9 protein-coding genes and 1 tRNA gene are annotated in these 12255 nt (G+C 64.8%); 5 read left to right on the forward strand and 5 right to left on the reverse strand.

The window, feature by feature from the left end; all coding sequences use genetic code 11:
• The first annotated feature begins 63 nt into the window (after nucleotides 1-63).
• On the forward strand, nucleotides 64-354 hold the full coding sequence (locus VNW74_RS07375; RefSeq protein WP_325675949.1) for a WhiB family transcriptional regulator: 291 nt from the start codon (nucleotides 64-66) through the stop codon (nucleotides 352-354).
• Between the two features lie 263 nt (nucleotides 355-617).
• On the opposite strand, the gene VNW74_RS31850 is transcribed toward VNW74_RS07375, so the two are convergent.
• Both VNW74_RS31850 and VNW74_RS07390 read right to left on the reverse strand, forming a co-directional pair.
• Nucleotides 618-1715, reverse strand: coding sequence for an MPT63 family protein (locus VNW74_RS31850; RefSeq protein ID WP_414686619.1), 1098 nt, complete (start codon nucleotides 1713-1715; stop codon nucleotides 618-620).
• A gap of 217 nt (nucleotides 1716-1932) precedes the next feature.
• Nucleotides 1933-3717: a protein kinase domain-containing protein gene (locus tag VNW74_RS07390; RefSeq protein WP_325675950.1), complete on the reverse strand. Its 1785-nt coding sequence runs from the start codon at nucleotides 3715-3717 to the stop codon at nucleotides 1933-1935.
• A gap of 235 nt (nucleotides 3718-3952) precedes the next feature.
• Here VNW74_RS07390 and VNW74_RS07395 point away from each other — a divergent pair, with 235 nt between their 5' ends.
• Complete coding sequence (locus VNW74_RS07395; RefSeq protein WP_325675951.1) at nucleotides 3953-4795, forward strand: alpha/beta fold hydrolase; 843 nt, start codon at nucleotides 3953-3955, stop codon at nucleotides 4793-4795.
• Nucleotides 4796-5712: 917 nt separating this feature from the next.
• A complete protein-coding gene (locus VNW74_RS07400) occupies nucleotides 5713-7284 on the forward strand; it encodes a DHA2 family efflux MFS transporter permease subunit (RefSeq protein ID WP_325675952.1) in 1572 nt (523 codons plus the stop codon).
• A 154-nt stretch (nucleotides 7285-7438) separates the two neighbouring features.
• Here VNW74_RS07400 and VNW74_RS07405 read toward each other — a convergent pair whose 3' ends face one another.
• Nucleotides 7439-7699 (reverse strand): hypothetical protein, encoded by a 261-nt coding sequence (locus VNW74_RS07405; protein WP_325675953.1) that lies wholly within the window; start codon nucleotides 7697-7699, stop codon nucleotides 7439-7441.
• A gap of 103 nt (nucleotides 7700-7802) precedes the next feature.
• A complete protein-coding gene (locus tag VNW74_RS07410; protein ID WP_325675954.1) occupies nucleotides 7803-8270 on the reverse strand; it encodes an SRPBCC family protein in 468 nt (155 codons plus the stop codon).
• A 462-nt stretch (nucleotides 8271-8732) separates the two neighbouring features.
• On the opposite strand from VNW74_RS07410, the gene VNW74_RS07415 reads away from it, so the two are divergent.
• Entirely contained in the window at nucleotides 8733-10265 is a 1533-nt protein-coding gene (locus VNW74_RS07415; protein ID WP_325675955.1) for an adenylate/guanylate cyclase domain-containing protein, read from the forward strand.
• A 77-nt stretch (nucleotides 10266-10342) separates the two neighbouring features.
• On the opposite strand, the gene VNW74_RS07420 is transcribed toward VNW74_RS07415, so the two are convergent.
• A tRNA-Leu gene (locus tag VNW74_RS07420) sits at nucleotides 10343-10425 on the reverse strand.
• Nucleotides 10426-10667: 242 nt separating this feature from the next.
• Here VNW74_RS07420 and VNW74_RS07425 point away from each other — a divergent pair.
• The gene (locus VNW74_RS07425; RefSeq protein WP_325675956.1) at nucleotides 10668-12203 is read left to right on the forward strand and encodes an FhaA domain-containing protein; all 1536 of its coding nucleotides are present in this window, start codon (nucleotides 10668-10670) and stop codon (nucleotides 12201-12203) included.
• Nucleotides 12204-12255: the final 52 nt, after the last annotated feature.

Here is a 12255-nt window from a genome sequence, read left to right on the forward strand (position 1 = left end):
TTGTACTCTACGCTTCGCTTCAACGGACCGCACCATTGCGGCACTTACCGAAGGAACAGAGACATGACCGCAAGCACTCTCCGCGAGCTGCCGCTCGGTGCCTGCACCCGCGAGCCGGAGCGCTGGACAGGAGCTGCCGACGAGGCGGCGAAGACGATTTGCCGGGCGTGCCCACGCCGATGGCTATGTGCCAGAGAAGCCTGCGAGCTGCCTGGCGTGGAAGGACTGTGGGCCGGAGTTGTGATTCCCGAATCGGGCCGAGCCCGCACCTTCGCGCTGCGTCAGCTCCGTTCGCTCGCCGAGCGCAACGGCTACCTAGTCCGAGACCGCAAAGTCGCCCTGATTTCCGCTTAAGCCTTAGCGCCCGCAATACGAGGGGTCGGGCGCTGCGCTGGGTGGAGCAGTGGCTTACCAGGAGATACCGGAGTCGAGGCCTTGATCCAAAGGCGGCAAGCCTGAACAGGGCGTCCTGATCGCCGCTCCGAATCTATCTGCAGACGAACTACGACTGGTCAGTGTTTCTGACCAGTCGTAGTTCAATGCAACTCTTAGGCCGACCGCCGCGCTCGCAGAGGTCCGACCAAGGTCGGTCTACGTCACGAAGAACCTTGACTTGTTCATTGATTGCCCGCGGGAGCTGACGTGCCGTTACTGGCTGGCTGGCCGGCTGCGGGAGCCGAACCTGCTGGGGTCCCTGCCGGCGCGGGTGCCTCTGGAGCACCACCCGAAGCGGGCGTCCCTTGGCTGCCAGCCGGCGTTTGTGGACTCCCCGGCGCCGTCGCGGGCGCTGCTGGACTGCCAGCCGGAGCGGGTGCCGCCGGACTACCCGCCGCCGGAGCGGGCGCTCCTTGGCTACCAGCCGGCGCGGGGGCACCCGGAGCCGCGGCCGGCGCAGGTGCACCCGGAGCCGCGGCCGAAGCAGGTGCACCCGGAGCGCCAGCCGGCGCAGGTGCACCCGGGGCGGCGGCCGGCGCGCCCGGTGCCCCAGCCGGGGCGGGTTCCGTTGGCCCGGCTGCCGGGGGAGTGCCCGGGGCAGCGGCCGGCGACGCCGGGCCGCCGGCCGTAGCAGGTGTGCCCTGACTACCAGCGGGGATCGGCGTTCCTTGGCTGCCCGCCGGAAGCGTCGTCGAGTTGCCGGCGGGTGCCGCTGGCTTGTTACCGGTAGCGGGCGCGGTTTGGCCGCCGGCACCGGCGTGCCCGGATTGGCCGCCCGTCCCGCGTGGCGTCGTCGACTGCACCCAGGTAGCCAGGTCGTGGCCTCCGGCGTCGCGGTAGGCGACACCGGTGGGGTTGTCGCCGGTGACGTCGAAATAGACCTTGCCGGTGGTCTTTTGCCCTTGGCCGAGGGAGGCTGGGTTGACACCTTCGGGCGTAGCGACCTGATACAGGGCTCGATACGTCTGTCCGCTCGGGCTCGTAGCGTTGAGGTTCGACACTATCGGGGTGACCCCGCCTTGGACGGCTTCGTCGGTAGCGGTGGCTTCCCACAGAGTGCCGTGTGCCTGATAGGGAATGGCATCCGTACTTTGCTTTAGGTTGCTGATGGTCCACGCTTGAACATTGCCGCCGCTACCAATGTTTGCCGAAGAACCCAAACTCTGGTTACTGGTGTCAGCGGCTTCGTCGGCGGAGGCGGTGACTGCGCCACTGATGCAGAATGCCGCTGCCGAGGCGAGAGTTGCCGTTGACGCTATTACCGCGTCGGTGATCTTCAACTTGATTTCCTCCTATATTCGTTTGGGCGATCGTCCAAGTTGTCTGCTTGCATGCGATGCGTCCCATTAAAACTAGTCAATCCGCGCGCCGATTAAGTCGCGGGTGCCAATTACCACTACAGCCTTCCACACCGTGTATTGAACCTTCCACACTGTCTAGTGAAGTAGTACGCCGTTTCCGCGCGGCTCCCACGTGCCCCGAGCAGCTCAGCGGGCCTCACGAGTGCGACGCCCACCACCCGTACAGCTGGTCGAGGTTGGGCCCTGCTGGCTCGGCCTGCACACTACCGACCAGCAGTTCGGCGTCATTCGTCCACACCACTGTTGGAAATCCCTGCTGGATTCCGCACAGCAGCGTGCCGCTGATCTGGTCTGGTGTGGCGGTGTGGCGCCAGGGGCCCGGTGACTGGATCCGCCCGGGACAGTTGACGACCGTTGACGTCTGGACGATTTTATTCAACGCCAGGCGCAGCGTGGCCACGTCCGGGAATAGCGTGTACGTCGCGGAAGGCGGTCCGCCGGGGTCGGCATTCTGGCCGCACGACACTTTGGCCAGCGCACCAGGCGGTGCAGTGATCGGGTTGCAGATGCCGGGGGGGTAGCCGGCGGGTAGCAGGGTAAATAGCCGTGCTTGGGACTCGGCCGGAGGGGGCGTGAACACCGATGTGGCAGGCGCCGACGCGGTGGGTTCCGCATCGGAGGACTTTGATTTCATTGCACCGGACTTCGCCGGCGTGGAACCGGACGGCACCAACCAAATGACGAAACCGACGAGAACGACCGCTGCTACCAGGGCGGCGGCAGCTAGGACAACTCGGGATCTTTGTCTGTGGGGTGGCGGCCGCCGATAGGGGGATATACGCGGCGGCGGCCCGAATTGCCCTGGCCAGGCGCCGCCCGGTGTGAACGATGGGGCAACTGGCGGTGCATCCGCGCGGGTGTGGGTGATGCTGGCGGGGGCCAATCCTGCGCCTGGCGGTGAATGTGCCGGAGGGGGCGCTGTCTCCGAACTGCTTCGTTGATGGCGGGGTCCGGCCGGCTGAGGCGATATGGATCCGGGTGCCGACATGGGAGCACTGGGGACGGGCGGCGATTCGACGGCCGGCACCGGCAGCGCGGCCTCCTCACTGCGTTCGACGATGTCCTCGGCACGATCCTGATCCGGCGCACTCAACGCCTCGTTGGCGGCATGCGCCAGCTCACCGGCGCTGGCGTAGCGGTCCTTCGGGTCTTTCGCCATGCCGCGCGCGATCACTTCATCGAAAGCGGCCGGGATCCCGGGCCGCAATCGGCTGGGGTGCGGGATGTTTTCCATCAGGTGCGCGGTGATCAGCATGCCGGCGCTGTCGGCCCGATAAGGCGGCGCACCGGTCAAGCACTCGTGCAGCACACACGCCAACGCATAGACATCCACGAGGTGGGTCACCTCGGCGTCAATGAATCGCTCCGGCGCGGCATATTTCCATGTCCCCACGGCGCTGCCCGCCTGAGTCAACCTCTCATCGGTGGTGGCGCTGGCGATACCGAAATCGACGAGGTAGGCGAAATCATCGCGAGTGACGAGGATGTTTTCCGGCTTGATGTCACGATGTATCACCCCAGCGGCGTGGGCCGCATCCAACGCCGCAGCGGCTTGGCGCACGATGGCCACCGCCCGCGGCGGGGTCAATGCACCAGACTCTTTCAACAGGGTGGACAAGTCCTTGCCGTCGATCAGGCGCATGTCCAGGTACAGCAGTCCGTCGATTTCGCCATAGTCGTGCACAGGCACCACGTGCGGATCCAGGAGACGGCCGGCGGTGCGCGCCTCTCGTTGCAGGCGTTCGCGAAACACCGGATCCTGGGACAAAAGCGGTGACAACAACTTCAGCGCTATGACGCGCTCTTTTATGGTGTCCTCGGCCTCATAGACCTCACCCATGCCACCGCGGCCGAGCAAGCGCTTGAGGTAATAGTGCCCAACCTGTGACCCCACCCGCGAACCCTGCGCGGCGTCACTCATCGCCGACTCCTTAAGCCAACCCACGACCCCGCGCGTGGCCGACCGCGACGCCAGAGTGTGTCAACTACGACGGTAGCTTCTCGCCACTTTGGTCACACGTTAACCGTAGCAGCCATGGCTGCGCGCGCACTCGACGCGAATTCCACCGCCATTGACGTGGCGTAGACGTCCCACCGCGAGCGCTGGTGTCAAACCCGCCACGCCACAAGCTTCCGTAGTGCGAGATCCTTGATCTATGGAGCATTACCGCCGTGATGACCTGGTCTTCGATGTCCGTGATGCCGGACCGCACGACGGACCTGTCGTGGTTTTGCTGCACGGCTTCCCGCAACGCAACGACAGCTGGAACGCGGTCATCGACCGGCTCGCCGCCGAGGGCTATCGGTGCCTGGCGCCCAACCAGCGGGGGTATTCACCGGGCGCCCGGCCACTCCGCCGCCGCGACTACCGCACGTCGGAACTCGTCGCCGACGTGCGCGCGCTGATCGACGCCAGCGGTGCGCGGCAAGTGCACCTGGTCGGGCACGACTGGGGCGCTGCGGTCGCGTGGGCCGCCGCGGCCGAAATGCCCGACCGGCTGGCAACCGTGTCGCCGATATCCGTGCCGCATCCCGGCGCGTTCATGAAATCGCTTGCGACCAGTCGTCAGGGTCTGGCGTCCTGGTACATGTACGTCTTCCAGTTGCCGCGAATACCGGAATGGCTGTTGACGCGCCGCAATGGTGCTTTCGCCTCCGAATTCCTGCGGCGGAGCGGGCAGACTCCTGCCGCTATCGAGCGCGATGTACAGGCGATGAGTGAGCCTGGCGCCATGCGGGCGGGCATCAACTGGTACCGCGCGATCCCATTGTCCGACCCGCGTACCAACAACCAAAAGATCTCTGTGCCAACGCTGTACGTGTGGAGCGACGGTGACATCGCGTTGCTTCCCAAAGCAGCCCATCACACCGCTCGGTACGTCAGCGGAGAATACCGGTTCGAGATCCTGCCCGACGTTTCGCACTGGATACCCGAGGAACAACCCGACAAGCTCGCCGATCTCCTGCTCGACTGGTTCGCCGCTCACCAAGTCCACTGACGGGCCGCCATCGATCCATAGCGCTGGCCGCCGATACCCGCGTTTGTCTTCGTCGAACACCGAGACCACAACTCATTCGAGTTCGTGACTGTTGGATTATTTTGAGCTCACGTGACCTTAAGAGCGCGCTGACTGTGGTCAACCGAGGGTGTCAGGGGCGTCGTGCGTATCAGGATGCTGTGTAGTTGTTCAGGAAGTTGATCAGGGTGGCACGGCGCTCGGTTTGTGACTTAACTAATCCGCATTAAGTTGTGCCGCAGCATAATCGGCGGTCTACTGCAACGGGCCGCGAACGCCAGCGCCAGGCCCCAGCCGAAGAAGATCACCCGATGACTGCCGCGCGGTCACGACTTACGTATCGGCTACGTAGATTTCCCGTCGTAGCCGAGGTCGCCGCCACGGCAGTCTCAAAGACAGGCCGCCGGCGGCAATCATTAAAGGGGTCGGGTGTCAGTCATTGGGCTGGGAGCCATCACATCCATGAACGGCGAAATGGCAATCAAAGCAATAGGACTGCACCAGTTCGGACGCCCTGAGGTCTTGGGGGTTGCGACTAAGGAAGAACCGCATGCGAGACCCGACGACAATATGCACGGTCGTGCACGCGGCAAGCGCCGTGCCCACCTCCTCGCTCGAAGAGCCAAACCCCTTCCTTTTCAGGCGGATTCACGCTTACCGGCTTCTGCCCCCGTTTTGGAGGATCGTCGATATTGATGAATAACTGGGCAAACCCGTGGGTCCATCCTGAGACGAGAAACCCTCAACGTATGTGCGGGCAAATCTCGCCCGCGACGTGCTGCATCAGGTGCACCATCGGCGTGTCTCCGGTGTCAGTCTTGTTGGTGTACAGCATATCTACAGCTGGCAGACGGCTACTCCGAAGGCAATTAGCTGGGCCGGCTAGCTAGGCTGTCTAAGTGGTAAATCGCACCGTGCATCCCACGCCAAACGCATATCCCGAGGACCTCAGCGCTGGTCTGCTCAAGGTCGCCGGCGTCGGCGTGCTGGCCGCGGTGATGGCAACCCTGGACACCACGGTGGTCAGCGTCGCGCAGCGCACCTTCATCACCGGATTCCACACCACCCAGGCCGTCGTGGCGTGGACCATGACAGGAACCACGCTGGCAATGGCAACGGTGATCCCGGTGACCGGCTGGGCGGCCGACCGGTTCGGCACCAGGCGGCTCTTCATGGGATCGGTCCTGGCCTTCACCCTAGGGTCGCTCCTGTGCGCGATGGCACCCAACATCACGCTGCTGATCGCCTTCCGGGTGGTGCAGGGGTTCGGAGGCGGCATGCTGATGCCGCTGAACTTCATCATCCTGACCCGCGCGGCCGGCCCAAAACGGCTGGGCCGGTTGATGGCGGTGCTCGGCATCCCCATGCTGCTGGGCCCAATGGGAGGGCCGATGCTCAGCGGCTGGCTGATCCAGTCCTTCGGCTGGCCGTGGATCTTCTTGATCAACATTCCGATCGGCGCCCTGGCGTTCACGCTGGCCGCGATCGTCTTTACGAAGGACGAATCGCACCCCGCCGAGAGATTCGACTTCATCGGCATGCTGCTGCTCTCCCCTGGCCTGGCCCTGTTTCTTTACGGCGCGTCGTCGCTACCCGCGCACGGCACCCTCACCCACCGTGCGGCGTGGATTCCCGCTTCAGTCGGCCTGCTGCTGATCATCGGATTCGTACTCCACGCGCTGTTTGGCACCGATCACCCGCTGCTCGACCTGCGACTGTTCAAAAACCGGATCGTCGCACTGGCCAACACGACGATCTCGTTGCACGCGATCGCGTTCTTCGGCGCCGTGTTGCTGGTCCCCAGTTACTTCCAGCAATTGCTCGGCCAGACGCCGCTTCAGTCGGGTGCGCATCTGATCCCCCGAGGCCTTGGCGCGATGCTGACGATGCCGATCGCCGGCCGGATCATGGACAAGCGCGGACCCGGTTGGGTGGTGCTGGCGGGAACCACGGTGACCGCCCTCGGCATGGGCACGTTCGCCTACGGCGTCAGCCACCACTGCGCGTACAGGCCGCTACTGCTGACCGGCCTGGCACTGATGGGCATGGGTTCGGGCAGCACGATGATGCCGCTGTTCGGCTCCGCGGTGCGCGGACTGGCGCCCCATCAGGTGGCGTGCGGGTCGGCGTTGATCAACGTCAACCTGCAGGTCGCAGGGTCCATCGGTACCGCGTTGATGTCGGTGATTCTGACCAGCCAGTTCAACCACAGCCAATTCATCCAAGCGGCAGGCAAAGCCGCCGCGCTAAAGGAAGAAATCACCAAACATGGCGTGCCACCCCACCCACCGCAGGTGCTGGCACCGGGTTTCATGGACCACGTGACCAGCGACTTGTCGCACGCCTACACGGTGGTGTTCGTCGTGGCCGTAAGTTTCGCGCTCACCGTACTGATCCCCGCCGCGTTCCTACCCAAAAAGCCCGCGGCGGAGGTGCCCGGCCAGCCTGCGATCGCAGCACTGGCACCTTAATTCCCGGGGCGCTCCTGACGATGGCCAGTGACTTCAGTGCCCGAGAAACCGGCGTGCGCAAAGGAAAACCCCGGCCGATGGCCGGGGCAACCTGTAACCAGTGACGCGACTCATGTGTAACCCCTGACCCGACTCATCACATTTGTGAGCAGTTCTAGTTCCCCGTCAGACGGGCTTTCTGGCGTTCGTTCCACCGCTTTCTGGCGAGCTGGCCGAAACGTTGTTCGGTGAGTGCTCGCGCGGCTTCAAAGTAGACGGTGCGTTCCCAAGAGCCGGGGATCAGGTCCCACTGGGCCATTCTGCGCTGGCCGTCGGTGAGGTAAACGGTGGTGCTGGAGTTGCTGCAGCACGCCATGGCCTCGGCGGGCCAGTCCGGTTCGGCCATGGGGAGCCCCAGGACTTCGGAGACTGGCATTCGTCCAATCCGAGCGGTACCAGGGTTGATGTGAGGCCCAGTCTGAGGCCGAAGGCCGCGCGGGTTGCAAAGTTCATGCGTTGCCTGGGGGCAACGCGGGTGATCAGGCGAAGCGGGCGGCCAACGCTTCCAGGGTCTTGGTGATCCCGATGCCATTCTTGGCTGGCTGACCGAACAACTCGAGCAGCTTCGGGGCCTTCGCGGTGCTGTAGTCAAAGGTCTCGGTGATCTGGGTAGTGCCAGGCTTGGTTTCGTCCAGTTCCCAGCGCCACCGGTGCCCGAGCGGGTGCTGCCACTCGATGAGATGGTCTGCCTCGAATGCCGTCACGGTCGAGGTGATCTTGTAGGGGACGCCGTACTGCTTCATGCCGACGGTGAACTTCGCGCCATCGCTCAAGCGTTCAGGGCCGGTGACCGGGATGTCGCGGACAGTGCCGGAGCCGTCCAGCTCAGGGTGGCGATGCGGATCGGCGAGCAACGCGAATACATCCGCGCTGGATGCGCGGACCGACACCCGCCGAGTGACCCTGCGTGCGCCGCCGTCCACCGTGGTCACTGCCGAGTCAGTCATCCCGCAATCCTAACGGCCGGGCCCTTGGCGGGTTCCTCAGGTGATCTTTGGTTGCTCTCCGACCGTCACACCGCGACGAAGCCACGGGTATACGAAGACGAAAGTCTCAGAACGGGTCCATCTGAGACGATATTTTTGAGGCAACTTCTGAGACAGCCCCAACTGGTACTTCTTACGGTACAACCGCTCCCACGAAAGTCATCTCAGTTCTTTAGTTCTGAGATTTGCCAGGCAAGGAACCCGACTGCACTTTAGTAGTGGCGTCTCTCGCGAGTGCATGCATCAGGCCGTGTCGCAGTCCGCGGGTCAGTTGGGGGCGGGCATCGTTGCTGCGAAGTTGGGCATCTGCGACCGGCATCACGTCATCGCCGACAGGACGAAATTAGCCGCGCGGATGTCCAGATCGTTGGCGGCACGATACAAATGCGGGTGACAAGGTGGCTGGCCACTTAGTGTCGCGGCATGGACCGCATCTGGCAGTGGGCGTGGGTTCGGTACGGCGCGAGGTATTCATGGGCGATCTGGGTGGTCGCGATCCTCGCAACCTTGCCGCTCTATCTCTTCTTTTCGTCCGTCATTGTCGCGTTCGAAAAGTCCAGTCACTACGTCCAAGTGGCCGCCCTCACCGCTGCCGCCATGCCCGTGCTGTCATTCGTGCAGGTTCTTCCGGGGCTCGCATCCATGCGCGTAGTAGACCGGTGGGCCGCCGGCTACGACGTCGACCGGGCGGAGGCACTGGAGGCCACATACATCTGGGGTCGAAGGTTGGTTGTCCGAGCTCATGCTGCCGTAGCTGCTTATGCCGCCGTGTTGTCGGTTGTTGTCGGTGCGATCGCCGGGGGGACCGGACCGCGGCTCGTCCAGTACGGGATTCTGGGCGCCGCGTTCGCAACTGCCGTCAATTTGGTCGCTGTCCACAGCTTCGTGGAAGGGGCGCTGCGACCAGCCCGGGTCGCAATCGCGGGTTACACCGGGATCGGCGAGTCTCTGCCTCGTTCTCGCCCGACTTTCGCCACGTGGTCCAACGTGGCCATGCTCGCAACCGCGTTTGGGTTCGCCGTGGGGGGCGCGATGCTGGCGGCGGTGTTTGATCGCGCTGGTGAGGCCCCCCTGCTCGCCGTGGGCATCGGGTGCGCGTTGACGCTTGTATTTGCGGTGCCGCTCACTGTCGGCGCCGCGTTCTCACCGTCCATGCTACCCATTCGTGACCTCGCCAAAGGAACCGAACGCGTTGCGGCCGGTGACTACAGCCAACGCCTGCCAGTAGTTCAAGACGATGACCTGGGCACGCTGGCGGCGTCGTTCAACCGGATGCAAGCGGGATTGGCTGAGCGGCAACGACTTCAGTCGGCGTTCGGGACCTACGTCGACCCGGTCCTGGCGGCGCGGCTACTCCGGCAGGGTGACGACGTGTTTACCGGGGAGCGCCGCGAGGTGACGGTGATGTTCGTCGACATCCGCGACTTCACGCCGTTCGCCGAGGCCAACACCGCCGAAGACGCTGTCGCCCGGCTCAACGCCTTGTTCGCGATAGTGGTGCCTGCTGTTGTCGACGCCGGTGGGCACGTCAACAAGTTCCTCGGCGACGGCGCGCTGGCCGTCTTCGGCGCCCCCAACGACCTCGCGGATCACGCCGACGCCGCGGTGGGCGCCGCGGTCCTGATTCAGCGCCTCGTCGCGGAGCGATTCGGTGGCGACCTCCGGATCGGCATCGGGATCAACACCGGTGTGGTGATTGCCGGCACCATCGGCGGCGGAGGCCACCTTGAGTTCACCCTTATCGGCGACACGACAAACGTCGCTGCCCGCGTCGAGCAGCTCACCAAGATCACGGGTGACGCGATCCTTCTCACCCAGCAGTCCGTCGATGCACTGATTGTTCGACCGCTGGGACTAATCGACCGGGGATCGCACGCGCTGAAAGGAAAGTCAGCGGCCGTGCAGGTCTTCGGCCTCGACCAAGAGACCGACGCGCGGGTTGACTTCACTAGCTAACGGGGAGTGAATCAAACCTCTGCCGCGATCACCCTCGCGACCCGATACTTTCGCTGAGTTTGTAGAACTGCTCGTTGTGGGCGAAGGGGGACTTGAACCCCCACGTCCCGAAGGACACTGGCACCTGAAGCCAGCGCGTCTGCCATTCCGCCACTCGCCCTGAACAATCGGTGGAGCCTACCACTGCAATGGCCGGCATCCCCAACTGCGCCGACGCCCGGACGGCGGTGCTCGGCACCGCCGAACGCAACGCTTGACCTGGATTGATGCGATTCTCAGAATTCTGCAAGTGCCGCTGCGCTGCACAGGCCCGATAGCATGCTGAAGTACGACACGCGTGATGCGACACGCCGGAGGATCGTCCGCCGTGCGGCCGCGATAGACCAGGACTGAGGCGGGCGCTTGGACACCAGCAGCCAGAAGGGGCTAGTTCAACGCATCGAGCGCAAACTTGAGGTCACCGTCGGTGATGCTTTCGCCCGGGTGTTCGGCGGATCGATCGTCCCCCAAGAGGTAGAAGCCCTGCTGCGCAGGGAGGCGGCCGACGGAATCCGCCCGCTTCAGGGCGATCGGCTTTTGGCTCCCAACGAATACATCATTACCCTCGGTATGCACGACTACCGGAAAGTGGGCGCCGACCCGGACCTCACTTCGGACGCTTTCGCTAGGCAGTTGGCGGGATACATCGGCGAACAGGGGTGGCAAACATATGGTGACGTGGTCGTCCGGTTCGAGCAGTCGGCGAACCTACATACCGGCCAGTTCCGCGCCCGCGGTGCTGTCAACCCCGATGTCGCGCCCCGCCCGTCGGCCAGCGACCTCGCCCCGCCACAATCAGACCATGCGTTCAGCGCAGAACCAGGAGTACCACCGATGACTGAGAATTCGAGCTACCGCGGCGGCCAGGGGCAGGGGCGGCCCGACGACTACTACGACGAACACCACGGGCAGCCGCAAGACGACCCGCGCGGTGGCCAGGATCCCCGGGGTGCCTATCCGCCGGAATCGGGCGGCTACCCGGACCAGCCCGGTTACCCGGCCGCGCCACCCGACCAGGGTGGCTACCCGGCGCAAGGCGGCTACCCCGACCAACGCGGCTACCCCGACCAGCGCGGCTACCCCGACCAGCGCGGTTACCCCGAGCAGGGGGCATACCCCGATCAACGCGGCTACCCCGACCAGCGCGGTTACCCCGAGCAGGGGGGATACCCGGATCAAGGCGGCTACCCCGACCAACGCGGCTACCCGCAGCACGAACAGCGCCCCGCCGGCGGTTACGGCGGCGGCCAAGGTTATGACGCCGGCTACCGCCAGGGCGGCTATGACCAACCCGGCGGCCAGGGATACGGCGAGTACGCCGACTACGGCCGCGGACCGGCCCGCCACGACGAGGGCGGCTACGCCGCACCCGACCAACGCTCGCCCTATCCCGACCAGGGCGGCGGCTACGACCAGCAGGGCTACGCCGGCGGTCCGGGGTACGGCCGACAGGACTACGCCCAACAGCCCGACTACGGCCGTTACGGCGAGGCCCCCGGCCAGCCATACGGCGGTGGATACCCCGAGCAGGCCGGGCGCGACTACGACTATGGCCAGTCCGCCGAAGCCGGTGGCTACGGCGGCTACGGACAGGCCGGTTACTCGTCCTCCGGGACCGCGGTCACTTTGCAGCTCGATGACGGCAGCGGACGCACTTACCAGTTGCGCGACGGTGCCAACATCATCGGCCGCGGCCAGGACGCCCAGTTCCGGCTGCCGGACACCGGTGTGTCGCGCCGGCATCTGGAGATCCGCTGGGACGGCCATGTCGCGTTACTGTCGGACCTCAACTCCACCAATGGCACCACCGTCAACAACGCGCCTGTGCAGGAATGGCAGTTGGCTGACGGCGACGTGATCCGGCTTGGGCACTCTGAGATCGTCGTCCACATCCATTGAGCCACTAGGTAGCGGAGCTACCCAGCTTCACCCCGCGTCGACCGCCGTCCAA

This window comes from Mycobacterium sp. (assembly GCF_035570115.1).
Lineage (GTDB): Bacteria > Actinomycetota > Actinomycetes > Mycobacteriales > Mycobacteriaceae > Mycobacterium.

Excerpts from the sequence above, each read along its gene's own strand:
- VNW74_RS07410 (WP_325675954.1), bottom strand. The coding sequence starts at position 8,270 with ATGACTGACTCGGCAGTGACCACGGTGGACGGCGGCGCACGCAGGGTC.
- VNW74_RS07405 (WP_325675953.1), bottom strand. The coding sequence starts at position 7,699 with ATGCCAGTCTCCGAAGTCCTGGGGCTCCCCATGGCCGAACCGGACTGG.
- VNW74_RS07390 (WP_325675950.1), bottom strand. The coding sequence starts at position 3,717 with ATGAGTGACGCCGCGCAGGGTTCGCGGGTGGGGTCACAGGTTGGGCAC.
- VNW74_RS07415 (WP_325675955.1), top strand. The coding sequence starts at position 8,733 with ATGGACCGCATCTGGCAGTGGGCGTGGGTTCGGTACGGCGCGAGGTAT.
- VNW74_RS07375 (WP_325675949.1), top strand. The coding sequence starts at position 64 with ATGACCGCAAGCACTCTCCGCGAGCTGCCGCTCGGTGCCTGCACCCGC.
- VNW74_RS07395 (WP_325675951.1), top strand. The coding sequence starts at position 3,953 with ATGGAGCATTACCGCCGTGATGACCTGGTCTTCGATGTCCGTGATGCC.